Here is a 16345-nt window from a genome sequence, read left to right on the forward strand (position 1 = left end):
TCTTCAGTTACGAGTTTAAAAACAATGACAACAAATGACGCCCCACAGGGCGAACTGGTTTTACGCACACTGGCAATGCCTGCGGATACGAATGCCAATGGCGATATTTTTGGCGGCTGGTTGATGTCGCAGATGGATATGGGCGGTGCAATCCTGGCAAAAGAGATTGCACACGGGCGCGTGGTGACAGTCCGGGTCGATGGCATGACCTTTCTGCGCCCTGTCGCGGTGGGGGACGTGGTGTGCTGTTACGCACGCTGCGTAAAACGCGGCAATACGTCTGTCTCCATCAACATTGAAGTATGGGTGAAAAAAGTCTCTTCTGAGCCGATTGGTCAGCGCTATAAGGCGACGGAGGCATTATTCATCTATGTGGCGGTGGATAGCGACGGTAAGCCCCGCCAGCTCCCACGGAGCTGATCCTCAGGTAAAAAAAAGCCTCCTTGCGGAGGCTTCTTTTATTCCATCTGTGCCCCGCCGTTCAGGCGGAAGACAATGTTCACAATCAACCCATTGCCGGGTTTACCGGCTTCATAGCGCCACCTGCGCATGGCCGATTTAACTTCGCGTTCAAACATATTCGCCGGCTGTGCGGACAGGATTTCCACGTTATCGACACGTCCATCGGCCGTAACGTCGAATTTCACCCGTACACGCCCTTCAATACGTAACGCCTGGGCACGTGCCGGGTACTGCGGCTGGTTACGGCTCAGCGCGCGCGGGCCTGCTGGCGCCGTTACCGTCGGTTTTGTCGCGGTCGTGGTGTTATTCATCAGCGGACGTGACGGGGCGGCATTTTCAACCGGCTGCGTGGCGCGTGGCTCAACCGGACGCACTTCGCGTTTCGGACGCTCTTCCACCTTTTTGACCGGCTTGGGTTTTGGCTTCGGCTTAGGTTTCGGCTCCGGCTTATGGATCACTACCGGCGCTTCTTTCGGCGGTTCAGGAACCGGCTCGGGCTCTGGCTCCGGCTCGGGTTCAACAACGGGCTGTGGCGGCGGCGGCGCAACCTGCGGCGGCTCAAGATCCGCAGGCGATACCATGGTCACAGAAATTGGCTGCGCTGGCGCCGGCATTTCAATAACCTGATGAACCGAGGTATAGAGCAGACCCGCCACGACAGCACCGTGAATAACGACGGAAAGCAGCGTCGGCCATGGAAAGCGGCGAGGTAAATCAAGGGTCATCGAAGTCATAATCATCAACGTTAAAAAACCGAACCTCGATTTTAAATGCAAATAGCAATCATATTCAATAAGACACTTTGTCCTGGCGCAATTTAAGCGTACATGAGGGCAAAAAAGGGGCATCCAGATCAGGGTTTTAACATTGTTATTATCTTTACATTGCAGTCATTTGTGCTTTCACATAACGTAATTGTCACTTTTACCGGTTAAGGAGCTTTGCCGTGCTTTACGTGATTTACGCTGAAGATGTACCTGATTCTCTGGAAAAACGTCTTTCCGTTCGCCCTGCTCATCTGGCGCGTTTACAGTTGCTACAGGATGAAGGTCGGTTGCTGACCGCAGGCCCGATGCCTGCCGTTGACAGCAACGATCCGGGCGCGGCGGGTTTTACCGGCTCCACGGTGATTGCCGAGTTTGAATCTCTGGAAGCCGCGCAGGCCTGGGCAGAAGCAGACCCGTACGTCGCAGCCGGCGTGTACGAGAAAGTCACGGTTCGTCCGTATAAAAAAGTATTCTGAAACGAAAGGCTCCCTCGGGAGCCTTTTCTTCATTCAGTGCAGCGACGCCAGCCTCGCCGCAAATCCGACAAACAGCAGACCTATCAGCCCGTTCCCCAGCTTCGCCAGTTTCTTTTTGGTTTTGAGGTAACGCGTGACAAACGCGCCTGAGAAAATCAGGAAGCTCATGTACATGAAGCTGATCAGCTCAAGCGTTGTGGCGAGGATCAGGAACGACGTGCCGGTATTCTTCGCATTGACATCAATGAACTGCACGAAGAACGACACGTAAAAGAGAATCGCTTTCGGGTTCGTCAGGCTCAGCACCAGCGAACGCTTAAGGATAGCGCTTGCCGGTTCGGCGCTACTTTCGTGCGCATTTTTTTGACGCGTCATAACGGACCAGAGCATTTTTCCGCCCAGCCACAGCAGATAAAACGCGCCCAGATAGCGGACAATATTAAATAAAACCGGAGTGGTCTGGATCAACGCGGCGACGCCCGCCCAGGCCAGAAACATCAGCACGGCATCACCAATAAACACACCGGTGGCTGCCAGATAGCCTTTCTTAACGCCGTGGCCAATCCCTGTTTTCAGCACAAACAAGGTGTTCGGTCCTGGAACCAGCACGATAAAAAATGCGCCGACAACATAGGTCCAGAAATTCAGTACACCAAACTCCGCAAACACGTCTCACTCCTTTCGCTCAAAAACAGCGGGGATACCGGTAATTACGGTATCCCCTGAATCAGTTGCGCTATTGTACGCCGTTATAGCCATCAAGATAAGTCGCGGCCAGTTCGTTACCAAATAATAGGGCGTCTTTACTGTCCATGTCCGAAGACCATTTATCCTTCGCGTTGCCTGCGAACAATTCCTGCGACTTCGCATTTTCTTTTAGCTGATCGCGAATGCTTTGCGCGTATACACTGGCTTCAGCCTCAGTCCGCCCTTCCGCGCGGTCAGCTTTGCCCCGGGCATAAAGCTCGCGGAACTGCGCCACGTTCAGCTGATAATTTTTCTGCACGCTGGAGGTGTAATTGCCGCCAGTAAAGCTGGACTGATGCGACACGAAATAAAACGCGTGCCGTTCGGGTGAGGTTTTGCTGCTGGCACAACCGCTTAATATCGCAATCCCAAAGAGTGCTGCCATTACTTTTCCGTTCATCCTTTTTTCCTTTAATAAAAATGTATTCCCCATGCGAAAACATAATCTGCCAATGAGGAAAATGACGAAAGTCCTAAATCTTCCCTGAGCGCATCCAGCGCCAAAAGTACAATAAAAATCCAGAGATAAGGATTCATCTTTTAATATCATGACGTTACGGGGACTTAGTATATCGCGGAAAGCAGATGGGAAGAGACTGCAAAAATTGATAGCCTGGATGTTTAATGGGCACCTTTACGGTGCCCTTCATGCTTTTCAGATGTCCTGGACCGCGAACAACAGCGCGTTACGGTGTCTGTTCAGGCCACATTTTCTGATGGCGTGGATACGCATATTGCGGCGGGATTGTGCTTCCAGCCAACGAGCCTTACGACGACTCACCTGTCGCAACATGCGCCAGCGCCCAACTTCAGTTCTACTGCGCTTCATGTCTACAACTCTTTCTCTAACAGAGATGCCATTATATGCCTAAGCAGGCGGCAAACCAGCGCTTTTATCTGCCGTTTTTATTTGCCAGATGAATCCTGATGCGTAAACTCATAACAATACGCTTTCAAAAGGATTTTTTATTTATGACAACCTTCTACACCGTGGTGAGTTGGCTGGTCATTTTAGGATACTGGCTGTTAATTGCCGGGGTGACGTTGCGCATTCTGATGAAACGCAGAGCGGTACCTTCCGCCATGGCCTGGCTTCTGATTATCTACATTCTGCCGCTGGTGGGCATCATCGCCTATCTCTCTTTCGGTGAACTTCATCTGGGTAAACGCCGCGCCGAACGCGCCCGCGCCATGTGGCCCTCCACGGCGAAATGGCTTGCCGACCTTAAAGCCTGCAAGCATATCTTCGCTGAAGAGAACAGTAGCGTGGCCGCATCTCTGTTCAAGCTGTGCGAACGCCGCCAGGGGATTGCTGGGGTAAAAGGCAATCAGCTGCAACTGATGACCTCTTCTGATGATGTGATGCAGGCGCTGATCCGTGATATCCAGCTCGCCCGGCATAATATCGAGATGGTGTTTTATATCTGGCAGCCGGGCGGCATGGCGGACCAGGTCGCCGAATCGCTAATGGCCGCTGCACGTCGCGGTATCCACTGCCGCCTGATGCTGGACTCCGCCGGCAGCGTGGCCTTTTTCCGTAGCCCGTGGGCAGGCATGATGCGCAACGCCGGTATCGAGGTGGTCGAGGCGCTAAAAGTGAATCTTTTCCGCGTCTTTCTGCGCCGCATGGATCTCCGCCAGCACCGGAAAATGGTTCTGATCGATAACTACATTGCCTACACCGGCAGCATGAACATGGTTGACCCCCGCTTCTTCAAGCAGGATTCCGGCGTGGGGCAATGGATCGATCTGATGGCGCGGATGGAGGGACCGATCGCGACCTCAATGGGCATCGTCTACTCCTGCGACTGGGAAATTGAAACCGGTAAACGCATTCTTCCCCCGCCGCCGGATGGCAATATCATGCCGTTTGAGGAAGCCAGCGGGCACACTATCCACACTATCGCCTCCGGTCCTGGCTTCCCGGAAGATCTGATCCATCAGGCACTGCTGACCGCCGCGTACTCCGCGCGGGAATATCTGATCATGACCACGCCCTATTTCGTTCCCAGCGACGACCTTCTGCATGCCATCTGTACAGCGGCACAGCGCGGAGTGGATGTGAGCATTATTATGCCGCGCAAGAACGATTCGCTGCTGGTGGGATGGGCAAGCCGCGCGTTCTTTAGTGAGCTGCTGGCCGCAGGCGTTAAAATTTATCAGTTCGAAGGCGGCCTGTTACACACCAAGAGCGTGCTGGTGGACGGAGAGCTGAGCCTGGTGGGTACCGTCAACCTCGATATGCGCAGTCTGTGGCTGAATTTTGAAATTACGCTGGTCATTGATGACGCCGGGTTCGGTGGCGATCTGGCGGCGGTTCAGGACGATTATATCTCCCGCTCACGCCTGCTGGACGCCAGACTGTGGGCGAAACGTCCGCTGTGGCAGCGAATTGCCGAACGACTGTTTTACTTCTTTAGTCCGTTGCTGTAAAACGTGCCCAACGATGTTTAACAGGTAGTCATCATGGAAATGGATCTGAACAATCGCCTGACCGAAGACGAAACGCTCGAACAGGCCTACGATATTTTTCTCGAGCTGGCGGTCGATAATCTCGACCCTGCTGACGTCATTCTTTTCAACCTACAATTTGAAGAGCGTGGCGGTGCTGAGCTGTTCGATCCGGCTGAAGACTGGGCCGAACATGTCGATTTTGATCTCAACCCGGACTTCTTCGCCGAGGTGGTGATTGGCCTTGCAGATGAAGACGGCGGAGAAATTAACGACATCTTTGCCCGCGTCCTGCTGTGCCGCGAGAAAGATCACAAACTGTGCCATATCCTCTGGCGCGAATAATAAAAAAGGCTGCCCGCGCAGCCTTTTTATTTAATCCGGTAAGGCATTTCCACAGCGGTGACAAAACCGCGCGCCGGGTTCATGATTCCCCTGCTGACAATTCGGACATTTGCGTTGCTGCTTACTGTTCTGGAAGGCGCTGCTCATATGGGTGGTAATTAACCCCGTCGGAATCGCTATCACCGAATAGCCGATCAGGATAAGAACCGATGCCACAATACGTCCGAGCGGCGTATGCGGGGTAATATCGCCATAGCCCACGGTGGTCACCGTGACGATAGCCCAGTAAACAGACGCATTAAGCGTGGTAAACCCGTATTTCGGCCCTTCGATTAAATACATAAGGGAGCCAAAAACGATCATCACGATAGCAATAAACGAATAGAAGAGAATCAGCTGGTGGCGGGCGCTGACAATGGCAACCCAAAAAACCCGCAGCGACGGCATAAAGCGCAGCAGTTTGAGAATCCGTAACACACGAATCGCCCGCATTGCACGCCAGGCAAACACATAATTCAAGCTGATCTCAGGCCACAGCCACATGACATACAGCGGCAGGATGGTGGCTAAATCAATAAATCCCCAGAAGCTGAAAACGTATTTCGCCGGATTTGGCCAGCTAATGACCCTCAGCACATATTCCGCAGTAAACACCAGCGTGACAATCAATTCCAGCCAGACGAAAACGTGCCACTCCTCATACGTCATGTGGTACTGCGTTCCGGCGCCGGATTCGATAAAGATAATAATGACGCTAATCAGCGCAAATAAACCACACAGACCTTCGAAGCGGCGACCGGAAACCGTTTCAGGATCAAATAAAAGGTGATACAGCCGCTGGCGGGCCGACGTGAATAATCGCGACACATTAACCTCGAAAAATAAGGGCTGACATCATGTCAGCCCTTGCGATTATAACGGGTCTACTTTCAGGCAGGAAACCGCATGTCGGAAACTGCCCTCCAGAACCGGCCGTGTTTTTGCACATTCCGGCCCGGCTATTGGGCATCGAGTACGGAATACGCAGCCTGAAGGCGGGTTGATTGGCGAAGGCAGTTCACCTTCCAGAAGCTGAATGGTTTTATTTTTTTCCAGATCGGGGTCCGGAACGGGAACCGCAGACATCAGCGCTTTGGTATAAGGGTGCAGAGGATTGTGGTACACCTCATCATACGTGCCCAGCTCTACGGCGTGGCCCAGATACATGACCAGCACACGGTCCGAAATGTGTTTTACCACCGCCAGATCGTGGGCGATGAAGATCAGCGACAGCCCCATTTCCCGTTGCAGTTTCTGTAGCAGGTTAACCACCTGGGCCTGGATGGAAACGTCCAGCGCCGAAACCGGCTCATCACAGATAATCAGTTTTGGTTCAAGGATCAACGCGCGTGCGATACCGATACGCTGGCACTGACCGCCGGAAAACTCGTGTGGGTAGCGGTTGATGAGGTTAGGCAGCAGACCCACCTTGAGCATCATCGCTTTCACCCGATCGCGAATTTCCTGGCGCGGCATCTTCGGATGATAGGTGCGCAGCGGCTCGGCAATGATTTCGCCAATGGTCATACGCGGGTTCAGGGACGCAAGTGGATCCTGGAAAATCATCTGGATGTCGCTGCGCACGTCGCGCCATTCATCCGGCTTCATCCCCAGCAGATCTTTGCCAAGCCAGGCCACTTTCCCGTCGGTGGCCTTCACCAGGCCGATGATCGCACGCGCAAACGTCGATTTGCCGCAGCCGGATTCGCCTACCACGCCCAGGGTCTCGCCTTCGTACAGGCGTAGCGTGACGCCATCCACCGCTTTCAGGGTTTTGGCAGGCTGCCAGAACCACTGTTTACCGTCTTTGATATCGAAATGGACCTTCAGGTCAGCGATTTCGAGCAGCACATTTCTTTTTTCGTCGATCGCGTTCATACCAGCTCCTCCAGCGGCTTAAAGCAGGCGCGCAGACGGCCTGGGGCAAACGCTTCCAGCGGCGGTGCGCTGTTACAGATTTCCATCGCATGCGGACAACGCGGCTGGAACGGGCAGCCTTTTGGCAGACGCAGCAGGTTTGGCGGGTTACCCGGGATAGTCAGCAGCGACTCCCCTTCCGCATCAAGACGCGGAACGGCATTCAACAGCCCGATAGAGTACGGATGGGCTGGCTGATAGAACACATCGCGGGCATTACCGTATTCCATCGTGCGGCCTGCATACATGACTAACACTTTGTCGCAGATCCCGGCAACGACGCCTAAATCGTGGGTGATCATAATGATGGCGGTGTTGAACTCGCGCTTCAGCTCGTTCAGCAACGTCATGATCTGCGCCTGGACGGTCACGTCCAGGGCGGTGGTTGGTTCATCAGCGATCAGCAGTTTTGGCCGACAAAGCAATGCCATCGCGATCATGACGCGCTGGCGCATACCGCCGGAGAATTCGTGCGGATACATGCGCATGCGCTTGCGTGCCTCAGGCATTTTCACCGCATCCAGCATTTTGACGGACTCTTCAAACGCTTCGGCTTTGCCCAGCCCCTTGTGGAGCATCAGCACTTCCATCAGCTGTTCGCCCACCCGCATATAGGGGTTCAGGGACGTCATCGGATCCTGGAAAATCATTGAAATCTGCTCGGCGCGCAGCTTGTTCAGCTCATGTTCCGGCAAATTCAGGATCTCTTTCCCGTTAAACGTCGCCGAACCGCCGATCACGCCGTTTGACGCCAGCAGGCCCATCAGCGCGAATGCGGTCTGGGATTTACCGGAACCGGATTCGCCCACAATGCCCAGCGTTTCACCGGCACGCAGGTCGAAGTTGAGATCGTTAACGGCAGTAACATCACCGTCAGGGGTTTTAAACGTCACGCGGAGGTCTTTAACGTCCAGCAGTGCACTGGTCCGCTGTTGCGCCTGTGGCGCGGTTGCCGTTTCAATAATGGTCATGACGGCGCTCCTTAACGGTCTTTCGGGTCGAGGGCATCACGCAGGCCATCGCCGATAAAGTTGAAACAGAACAGGGTGACGACCAGGAAGCCCGCCGGATACAGCAGTAACCACGGTGACACTTCCATGGAGTTTGCGCCATCACTTAACAGAGCGCCCCAGCTACTCAACGGCTCTTGCGTACCTAATCCCAGGAAGCTCAGGAAAGATTCAAACAGGATCATACTTGGCACCAGCAGGGAGGCGTACACCACCACCACGCCCAGCACGTTAGGAACGATATGACGCACCACAATATTGGCGGTAGAAACGCCGCCAACCTGTGCGGCTTCGATAAACTCCTTACGTTTGAGGCTCAGCGTCTGGCCGCGCACAATACGCGCCATATCCAGCCAGGACACCATCCCGATCGCCACGAAGATCAGCAGGATATTTTGACCAAAGAAGGTCACCAGCAGAATGACAAAGAACATGAACGGGAAGGAGTTCAGGATTTCTAGCAGACGCATCATCACGGAGTCCACTTTCCCGCCGAGGTAACCGGAAAGCGAACCGTAAAGCGTGCCGACAATCACCGCCACCAGCGCCGCCGCGATGCCAACCATCAGGGAGATACGGCCGCCAATCGCCACTCGCACCAGCAAATCACGCCCGGAGGAGTCGGTACCGAAATAGTGCCCGGATTCCATATCCGGCGCGCTGGACATCATGCCCCAGTCCGTATCGAAATAAGTGAACTGAGAGAGCATTGGCGCCAGGGTTACAAACAGCGCGATAAGCACCAGCACGACCAGGCTGGCAACGGCGGCACGGTTATGCATAAAACGACGGCGGGCGTCCTGCCAAAGGCTACGACCTTCGACCTCCAGCTTTTCACTGAAGTTTTCCAGCGCCTCGCTGTTTTTCTTACTCAACATCATGGCGTGCTCCAGTTAGTAACGGATTTTCGGGTCGATAACGGCATACAGCACATCGACAACGGCATTAAACAGAATGGTCAGCGCGCCCACGAGGATCGTCAGGCTCAGCACCAGCGAATAGTCACGGTTAAGCGCCCCGTTAACAAACAGCTGCCCGATACCTGGCAGGCCATAAATGGTTTCAATCACCATTGAGCCGGTGATAATGCCGACGAAAGCCGGACCCATATAGGAGAGTACCGGTAACAGTGCAGGCTTGAGGGCATGACGGAAAATAATCCGGCGCATCGGCAGCCCTTTCGCACGGGCGGTACGGATGAAGTTCGAGTGCAGGACCTCAATCATTGAACCGCGGGTAATACGGGCGATGCTGGCGATGTAGGCCAGAGATAATGCCACCATCGGCAATATCATGAACTTCAGCGCCCCGCCGTTCCAGCCGCCCCCGGGGAGCCATTTCAGGGTTATGGCGAATATCATGACCAGCAACGGCGCGACAACGAAGCTGGGGATAACCACCCCGGTCATTGCGACCCCCATTACGGCGTAATCCCATCGGGTATTTTGTTTTAGCGCAGCGATAACGCCCGCAGTGACACCGAGAACAACGGCCAGGATAAATGCAGCAGCCCCTAATTTAGCCGATACCGGGAAGCTGGACGCCACCAGGTCGTTAACGGAATAGTCTTTATATTTAAATGACGGACCAAAATCACCGTGTGCAAGCTGCTTCAGATAGTTGAAGTACTGCGTGGTGATAGGATCGTTTAAATGGTATTTCGCTTCGATGTTGGCCATAACTTCTGGCGGAAGCGTGCGTTCACCGGTAAAAGGACTGCCCGGTGCAAGACGCATCATGAAGAAGGAAATTGTAATTAGAATAAATAACGTTGGAATCGCTTCAAGACAGCGACGCAGGATAAATTTCAACATTGCCCGTACCTTCTGGCGTGTGCCTGATGAATGTTACAAAATAGACACAGTGGGGCAAGCTCGCTCGCCCCACGTATTGCCATTAATGCTTGATAATATAAAGATTCTTAACGGAAATATTATCCAACGGGTCTTTACCGGTATAACCCCCTACCCATGGTTTCACCAGGCGGGCGTTAACGTAGTAGTAAACCGGAACGATCGCAGAGTCTTTATCGAGCTGTTGTTCTGATTTCGCGTACAGATCGGCGCGCTGGGCGTCATCTGCCACCTTCAGGGTTTCGCCAATCAGCTTATCAAACGCCGGGCTCTTATAGTGTGCGGTATTGTTCGAACTGTCGCTCAGCATGGTGTTCAGGAATGAGGTCGGTTCGTTATAGTCCGCACACCATCCTGCACGAGCCACGTCAAAGGTTCCCTGGTGGCGCGTATCGAGGAAGGTTTTCCATTCCTGGTTTTCCAGCTTCACGTTCACGCCGAGGTTTTTCTTCCAGATTGACGCGACGGCAATAGCCAGCTTTTTATGCAGATCGGAGGTGTTGTACAACAGGCTAAAGGTCAGCGGCTTGTTGGCGGTATAGCCAGCTTCAGCCAGCAGTTTTTTCGCTTCTTCGTTACGTTTTTCCTGGGACCATTTGAACCATTCAGGTTCAACCAGCTTCATACCGTCGGTGTAAGGCGGGGTGTAGCTGTAAGCCGGCAGGTCGCCCTGATTCTTCACTTTATTCACGATAATGTCGCGATCCAGAGCCAGCTTCAGTGCGGTACGAACACGTACGTCGGTGAACGGTGCTTTCTGGTTGTTAATTTCGTAATAGTAGGTGCACAGATACGGATCGACGTGAACTTCTTTAGGGATCTCTTTTTTCAGCTTCTGGAACAGTTCAATCGGCATATTGTTATAGGTCATGTCGATTTCACCGCTGCGGTAGCGGTTTACGTCCGTCACTTCAGAAGAGATTGGCAGGTAGGTGACCTGATTGATAACGGTCTTCGCATTATCCCAATACTGCGGGTTGCGCTCCAGCACCATACGTTCGTTAACGACCCAGTCCTTCAGCTTATATGCACCGTTGGTCACGATATTCGCAGGCTGCGTCCATTTTTCACCAAATTTTTCTACTGCGGATTTTGGTACCGGGGAGACGGACGGGTGAACCAGCAGCTTATAGAAGTACGGAACAGGTTCGCTCAACGTCACTTCAAAGGTGTTGGCATCGATGGCTTTTACGCCCAGGTCGGTAACTGGCTTTTTACCCGTGATGATGTCATCGATATTGGCAATATGGCCATACTGGAGGTAACTCGCATACGGGGAGGCGGTATTCGGATCCGCCAGACGCTGCCAGCTATAGACGAAATCTTCGGCGGTAACCGGCGTACCGTCAGACCATTTCGCATCTTTACGCAGATGGAAGGTCCAGACTTTAAAATCTTTGTTGTCCCATTTTTCCGCCACGCCCGGAGCCGGGTGGCCGTCTACGTCAGTCACCAGCAGACCTTCAAACAGATCGCGGTTAACGTTAGACTCTGGAACACCTTCAATTTTGTGCGGATCAAGAGACTGCACTTCCGCACCGTTATTACGTACCAGCGTTTGCTTCTCAGCCAGCTGAACACCAGCAGGAACGTCCGCAGCCATTGCAGCGTTGCCCGCGATTAGCGCAGTTAAAATCCCCGCCGCTACCAGATTTTTTTTTGTGATGATGGACATTGTGTTGATACTCCACTCATTATAATGACCGGCCTTCGCCAGTTGTGTAATCCCCTGTTGGGGCCTGTACAGCGCAGGAGTTTTTTTTGCTACTGTCAGGTTCTTTTTTTACTTCTTGCTATCACCGACTTCATTATTACTGACCGCTCGTACGGCGGTCTTGCGTCGATTCTTTACACCTCTCCCCTGTCAGAGAGATGCGTTGGATATCTTATGTGAGGGCTATATGAAAATAGTTCTCATCAACTTGTTTAATGCTGCAAAATATAAGGCCGGAAAGTACCAAATGGTGCCAACTCTCGCCAATACATTTTGCAAATTTGTTAAGCATTTCTCTTTTACGATGGCTGGCATAACTGTGGTGCCAACCCTGGCTTACGCCGAAATCAACAAAAAGAGAAGTAATTCATACAGATAAGAAATTTTGTTGCTACAAACGCGACGACAAAGCTTGGCTGAACGATTTTTCACGATAATTTAACAATTGATTATTATTTAGCACATTCGTCTGAGCCAGCGTCGAAATTACTAATATCATTTCGGTTATCTGTCAGCAAGCCCCAGAGTATCATGTGAGTAAAATAACAGAGGGTTTGAGGGATTTATGCGCGGCAAGGGGAAATGAAAATAAACAACCCCTTGAAAAACAACAGAAGAGGATTATTAGTAGAACTTATTATGACTGGCGCCTATTTCAACTTTATTTATATGATTTGCAGATAATCACGTAAAAAAAACGGAGCCGCTGGCTCCGCTCTTTCAAATGAAAGTCAGTGTACTAACCCGGGGAATATACTTTTAATACCGGTAACGATAAATTCGATGCCCAACGCCATTAACAACAGACCCATGATACGGGTAATCACGTTGATGCCCGTTTGTCCCAGCAAGCGAACCAGCCATGGCGCCATACGAAATACACCCCAGCAGCACAGCGCGAACAGCGCAATAGCGACGGAAAAGCCAATCAGGTGCATCAGGCTGTGGTAGCGCGTTCCCCAGACAATAGTGGAACTGATCGCCCCCGGGCCCGCCATCAGCGGCAGTGCCAGTGGCACGACCCCGATGCTCTCTCGGATAGCTGTCTCTGATTTTTCCTGCTTGTTCTGTTTATCCTCCCCCAGCTTGCCGCTGATCATCGACATGGCAATCGTCACCACCAGGATCCCGCCTGCTATACGGAACGAATCAATCGAGATGCCGAAGACCTGAAGAATGGCGTCCCCGAGATAAAGAGACGTAAGTAGGATGATCGCCACCGACAGGTTTGCCGTCAGGTTGGTTTTATTTCGTGCCGCAGCCGTCTGATAGCTGGTCATACTAATGAAGACAGGGATGATCCCTACCGGGTTAACCAGAGCAAACAAGCCGATAAAAAACTTGAAATATGTAGGGAAATCAAAGAGCGTTTGAATCACATTAAGCTCCGCAATTGAGCATGGCCAGGGAGAAACTGCGTGTCATGATAAATCCGCGCTGAAGATACGCTTTTTAGCCGCATACTTCACCAGAAATCTGTTCTTAAACGTTATCAATTCATGATGTTAAACATTTGTGTAATCAATGATATCGCTGCTTCCAATAGTTACTTAATTATTTAACAGTAGAATAATTAGCACAAAATAACCCTGCTGAAAGGTATCAGCTTAGGACAAAATTGATCTCGATCATAATTTTCGTACTCAGAAGTGAGTAATCTTGGTTACGCCGCCAGGGAGATCACCTATCAAAAAGGTATGATGCTAAGGTAAGGCTCTTTTAGTAAATTAGTGAGCTGGAGCAGTGAGTAATCCTTTGTTTTACTGTGTGTTACGCAAGTGGGATCGGCTCTGACTATACTGTCAGACGTATCGAGCGCTGGTTTACTAAAAGAGTTTAAACATTATCAGGAGAGCATTATGGCTGTTACCAATATCGCTGAACTGAACGCCCTCGTCGAGCGCGTAAAAAAAGCCCAGCGTGAATATGCCAATTTCACCCAAGAACAGGTTGATAAAATCTTCCGCGCGGCCGCTCTGGCTGCTGCTGATGCTCGAATCCCTCTCGCTAAAATGGCCGTTGCCGAATCCGGCATGGGTATCGTTGAAGATAAAGTGATCAAAAACCACTTTGCTTCAGAGTATATCTACAACGCCTATAAAGATGAGAAAACCTGCGGTGTGCTGTCAGAAGACGATACTTTCGGCACCATCACCATCGCAGAACCGATCGGCATCATTTGCGGTATCGTTCCAACCACTAACCCAACCTCTACCGCCATCTTCAAATCTCTCATCAGTCTGAAGACACGTAACGCAATCATTTTCTCCCCGCATCCACGTGCGAAGGACGCCACCAACAAAGCAGCAGATATCGTGCTTCAGGCTGCCATTGCGGCGGGTGCACCAAAAGATCTCATCGGCTGGATCGACCAACCTTCTGTTGAACTGTCCAACGCCCTGATGCATCACCCGGACATTAACCTGATTCTGGCGACCGGTGGTCCTGGTATGGTTAAAGCAGCGTACAGCTCCGGTAAACCAGCCATCGGCGTAGGCGCAGGTAATACCCCTGTGGTGATCGACGAAACGGCTGATATCAAGCGTGCTGTTGCCTCTGTGCTGATGTCTAAAACCTTCGATAACGGCGTTATCTGTGCATCTGAACAGTCTGTTGTCGTGGTTGATTCGGTATACGACGCCGTTCGTGAACGTTTCGCCAGCCACGGCGGCTACCTGTTGCAAGGTAAAGAACTGAAAGCCGTTCAGGACGTGATTCTGAAAAATGGTGCGCTGAACGCGGCTATCGTAGGTCAGCCTGCGTATAAAATCGCTGAGCTCGCTGGCTTTAGCGTCCCTGCTACCACCAAGATTCTGATTGGTGAAGTGAAAGTCGTTGATGAAAGTGAGCCGTTTGCTCACGAGAAACTCTCCCCGACGCTGGCAATGTACCGTGCGAAAGATTTCGATGACGCGGTAGATAAAGCAGAGAAGCTGGTGGCGATGGGCGGTATCGGCCACACCTCTTGCCTGTACACCGACCAGGATAACCAGCCTGAGCGTGTTGCTTACTTCGGTCAGAAAATGAAGACGGCACGTATCCTGATCAACACCCCTGCTTCTCAGGGTGGTATCGGTGACCTGTACAACTTCAAACTCGCACCTTCCCTGACTCTGGGTTGTGGTTCCTGGGGTGGTAACTCCATCTCTGAAAACGTTGGTCCAAAACACCTGATCAACAAGAAAACCGTTGCTAAGCGAGCTGAAAACATGTTGTGGCACAAACTTCCGAAATCTATCTACTTCCGCCGCGGCTCTCTGCCAATCGCGCTGGATGAAGTGATTACTGATGGCCACAAACGTGCGCTCATCGTGACCGACCGTTTCCTGTTCAACAATGGCTATGCAGACCAGATCACCTCTGTTCTGAAAGCGGCTGGCGTCGAAACTGAAGTCTTCTTTGAAGTTGAAGCTGACCCAACCCTGAGCGTTGTACGTAAAGGCGCTGAACTGGCGAACTCCTTCAAACCTGATGTGATCATCGCGCTGGGTGGCGGTTCCCCAATGGACGCCGCGAAAATTATGTGGGTGATGTACGAGCATCCGGAAACTCACTTCGAAGAACTGGCGCTGCGCTTTATGGATATCCGTAAACGTATCTACAAGTTCCCGAAAATGGGCGTGAAAGCGAAAATGATCGCCGTCACCACCACTTCCGGTACCGGTTCAGAAGTGACGCCATTTGCCGTTGTGACTGATGACGCAACTGGTCAGAAATACCCGCTGGCTGACTACGCACTGACGCCAGATATGGCTATCGTTGACGCCAACCTGGTCATGGAAATGCCGAAATCACTGTGTGCGTTCGGTGGTCTGGATGCGGTAACTCACGCTCTGGAAGCTTACGTTTCCGTACTGGCTTCTGAGTTCTCTGACGGTCAGGCTTTGCAGGCGCTGAAACTGCTGAAAGAAAACCTGCCAGCTTCTTACAACGAAGGTTCGAAAAACCCTGTTGCGCGTGAACGTGTACACAGTGCGGCAACCATCGCGGGCATTGCGTTTGCTAACGCCTTCCTGGGTGTCTGTCACTCCATGGCGCACAAGCTAGGTTCACAGTTCCACATTCCTCACGGTCTGGCGAACGCCCTGTTGATCAGCAACGTTATCCGCTATAACGCCAACGACAACCCAACCAAGCAGACTGCATTCAGCCAGTACGACCGCCCACAGGCGCGCCGTCGTTATGCTGAAATCGCAGATCACCTGGGTCTGAGCGCACCGGGCGACCGTACTGCCGCGAAGATTGAGAAACTGCTGGCATGGCTGGAGAGCCTGAAGGCTGAACTGGGTATTCCTAAATCTATCCGCGAAGCAGGCGTTCAGGAAGCTGACTTCCTCGCTCACGTAGATAAGCTGTCTGAAGATGCATTCGATGACCAGTGTACTGGTGCTAACCCGCGCTACCCACTGATTTCCGAACTGAAACAGATCCTGCTGGATACTTATTACGGTCGTAACTTCACTGAAAGCGATGTCGCTGCCGTAAAAGTTGAAATCCCCGCAGTTGTAAAGGCTGACAAGAAAGCGAAGAAAAATGCTTGATTGACAGTATGATAAAAAAACCC

General features: G+C 52.0%; 16 protein-coding genes and 1 pseudogene. 5 read left to right on the forward strand and 12 right to left on the reverse strand.

Annotation, left to right across the window (positions count from 1 at the left end):
* Positions 1-24 precede the first annotated feature (24 nt).
* Positions 25-420 carry an acyl-CoA thioester hydrolase YciA gene (gene yciA, locus L463_RS06560; protein WP_003856759.1) on the forward strand — a complete coding sequence of 132 codons (396 nt, stop codon included), beginning with the start codon at positions 25-27 and terminating at the stop codon, positions 418-420.
* A gap of 38 nt (positions 421-458) precedes the next feature.
* Here the strand turns inward: yciA and tonB are convergent, their stop codons facing one another.
* The gene (gene tonB, locus L463_RS06555; RefSeq protein ID WP_017384230.1) at positions 459-1187 is read right to left on the reverse strand and encodes a TonB system transport protein TonB; all 729 of its coding nucleotides are present in this window, start codon (positions 1185-1187) and stop codon (positions 459-461) included.
* Positions 1188-1408: 221 nt separating this feature from the next.
* Here tonB and L463_RS06550 point away from each other — a divergent pair, with 221 nt between their 5' ends.
* Positions 1409-1705, forward strand: a complete 297-nt coding sequence (locus L463_RS06550; RefSeq protein WP_003856755.1) for a YciI family protein — start codon at positions 1409-1411, stop codon at positions 1703-1705.
* Positions 1706-1738: 33 nt separating this feature from the next.
* Here L463_RS06550 and leuE read toward each other — a convergent pair whose 3' ends face one another.
* The 4 genes from leuE to L463_RS24335 all read right to left on the reverse strand — a co-directional run bounded on the left by leuE (position 1739) and on the right by L463_RS24335 (position 3281).
* A complete protein-coding gene (gene leuE / locus L463_RS06545) occupies positions 1739-2374 on the reverse strand; it encodes a leucine efflux protein LeuE (protein WP_006810877.1) in 636 nt (211 codons plus the stop codon).
* Positions 2375-2441: 67 nt separating this feature from the next.
* On the reverse strand, positions 2442-2852 hold the full coding sequence (locus L463_RS06540; RefSeq protein ID WP_032103377.1) for an Exc2 family lipoprotein: 411 nt from the start codon (positions 2850-2852) through the stop codon (positions 2442-2444).
* A gap of 11 nt (positions 2853-2863) precedes the next feature.
* Positions 2864-2989 (reverse strand): KPN_01571 family protein, encoded by a 126-nt coding sequence (locus L463_RS24745; protein WP_208971014.1) that lies wholly within the window; start codon positions 2987-2989, stop codon positions 2864-2866.
* 118 nt (positions 2990-3107) lie between these two features.
* Positions 3108-3281 carry a YciY family protein gene (locus tag L463_RS24335; RefSeq protein ID WP_017384232.1) on the reverse strand — a complete coding sequence of 58 codons (174 nt, stop codon included), beginning with the start codon at positions 3279-3281 and terminating at the stop codon, positions 3108-3110.
* A 143-nt stretch (positions 3282-3424) separates the two neighbouring features.
* Between L463_RS24335 and cls the strand changes: the two genes are divergently transcribed.
* Complete coding sequence (gene cls / locus L463_RS06535) at positions 3425-4885, forward strand: cardiolipin synthase (protein ID WP_003856750.1); 1461 nt, start codon at positions 3425-3427, stop codon at positions 4883-4885.
* A 33-nt stretch (positions 4886-4918) separates the two neighbouring features.
* On the forward strand, positions 4919-5248 hold the full coding sequence (locus L463_RS06530) for an HI1450 family dsDNA-mimic protein (RefSeq protein WP_003856748.1): 330 nt from the start codon (positions 4919-4921) through the stop codon (positions 5246-5248).
* A 30-nt stretch (positions 5249-5278) separates the two neighbouring features.
* Here the strand turns inward: L463_RS06530 and L463_RS06525 are convergent.
* The 7 genes and pseudogenes from L463_RS06525 to L463_RS06490 form a co-directional block, all read right to left on the reverse strand.
* Positions 5279-6146 (reverse strand): annotated as a pseudogene (locus L463_RS06525) (ion transporter).
* A 14-nt stretch (positions 6147-6160) separates the two neighbouring features.
* Complete coding sequence (gene oppF / locus L463_RS06520; RefSeq protein ID WP_017384233.1) at positions 6161-7165, reverse strand: murein tripeptide/oligopeptide ABC transporter ATP-binding protein OppF; 1005 nt, start codon at positions 7163-7165, stop codon at positions 6161-6163.
* The gene (locus L463_RS06515) at positions 7162-8175 is read right to left on the reverse strand and encodes an ABC transporter ATP-binding protein (protein ID WP_017384234.1); all 1014 of its coding nucleotides are present in this window, start codon (positions 8173-8175) and stop codon (positions 7162-7164) included. The genes oppF and L463_RS06515 overlap by 4 nt, the downstream gene beginning before the upstream one ends.
* Positions 8176-8186: 11 nt before the next feature.
* On the reverse strand, positions 8187-9095 hold the full coding sequence (oppC, locus tag L463_RS06510; protein ID WP_003856740.1) for an oligopeptide ABC transporter permease OppC: 909 nt from the start codon (positions 9093-9095) through the stop codon (positions 8187-8189).
* Positions 9096-9107: 12 nt separating this feature from the next.
* Positions 9108-10028, reverse strand: a complete 921-nt coding sequence (gene oppB / locus L463_RS06505) for an oligopeptide ABC transporter permease OppB (protein ID WP_003856738.1) — start codon at positions 10026-10028, stop codon at positions 9108-9110.
* 82 nt (positions 10029-10110) lie between these two features.
* Positions 10111-11742 carry an oligopeptide ABC transporter substrate-binding protein OppA gene (gene oppA / locus L463_RS06500; RefSeq protein ID WP_023296749.1) on the reverse strand — a complete coding sequence of 544 codons (1632 nt, stop codon included), beginning with the start codon at positions 11740-11742 and terminating at the stop codon, positions 10111-10113.
* A gap of 770 nt (positions 11743-12512) precedes the next feature.
* A complete protein-coding gene (locus L463_RS06490) occupies positions 12513-13160 on the reverse strand; it encodes a YchE family NAAT transporter (protein WP_017384236.1) in 648 nt (215 codons plus the stop codon).
* Between the two features lie 480 nt (positions 13161-13640).
* On the opposite strand from L463_RS06490, the gene adhE reads away from it, so the two are divergent.
* Entirely contained in the window at positions 13641-16322 is a 2682-nt protein-coding gene (gene adhE, locus L463_RS06485) for a bifunctional acetaldehyde-CoA/alcohol dehydrogenase (protein WP_032103375.1), read from the forward strand.
* The last annotated feature ends 23 nt before the right edge of the window (positions 16323-16345 follow it).

Origin of the sequence: Enterobacter sp. BIDMC 27 (assembly GCF_000534415.1) — a bacterium.
GTDB lineage: Bacteria > Pseudomonadota > Gammaproteobacteria > Enterobacterales > Enterobacteriaceae > Enterobacter > Enterobacter hormaechei_C.

Bases quoted from the DNA above. Each gene is read 5' to 3' on its own strand.
- L463_RS24745 (WP_208971014.1), bottom strand. From the start codon at position 2,989: ATGAATCCTTATCTCTGGATTTTTATTGTACTTTTGGCGCTGGATGCG.
- L463_RS06515 (WP_017384234.1), bottom strand. From the start codon at position 8,175: ATGACCATTATTGAAACGGCAACCGCGCCACAGGCGCAACAGCGGACC.
- oppC (WP_003856740.1), bottom strand. From the start codon at position 9,095: ATGATGTTGAGTAAGAAAAACAGCGAGGCGCTGGAAAACTTCAGTGAA.
- tonB (WP_017384230.1), bottom strand. From the start codon at position 1,187: ATGACCCTTGATTTACCTCGCCGCTTTCCATGGCCGACGCTGCTTTCC.
- oppB (WP_003856738.1), bottom strand. From the start codon at position 10,028: ATGTTGAAATTTATCCTGCGTCGCTGTCTTGAAGCGATTCCAACGTTA.
- yciA (WP_003856759.1), top strand. From the start codon at position 25: ATGACAACAAATGACGCCCCACAGGGCGAACTGGTTTTACGCACACTG.
- oppF (WP_017384233.1), bottom strand. From the start codon at position 7,165: ATGAACGCGATCGACGAAAAAAGAAATGTGCTGCTCGAAATCGCTGAC.
- oppA (WP_023296749.1), bottom strand. From the start codon at position 11,742: ATGTCCATCATCACAAAAAAAAATCTGGTAGCGGCGGGGATTTTAACT.
- cls (WP_003856750.1), top strand. From the start codon at position 3,425: ATGACAACCTTCTACACCGTGGTGAGTTGGCTGGTCATTTTAGGATAC.
- adhE (WP_032103375.1), top strand. From the start codon at position 13,641: ATGGCTGTTACCAATATCGCTGAACTGAACGCCCTCGTCGAGCGCGTA.
- L463_RS06540 (WP_032103377.1), bottom strand. From the start codon at position 2,852: ATGAACGGAAAAGTAATGGCAGCACTCTTTGGGATTGCGATATTAAGC.
- L463_RS06530 (WP_003856748.1), top strand. From the start codon at position 4,919: ATGGAAATGGATCTGAACAATCGCCTGACCGAAGACGAAACGCTCGAA.
- L463_RS24335 (WP_017384232.1), bottom strand. From the start codon at position 3,281: ATGAAGCGCAGTAGAACTGAAGTTGGGCGCTGGCGCATGTTGCGACAG.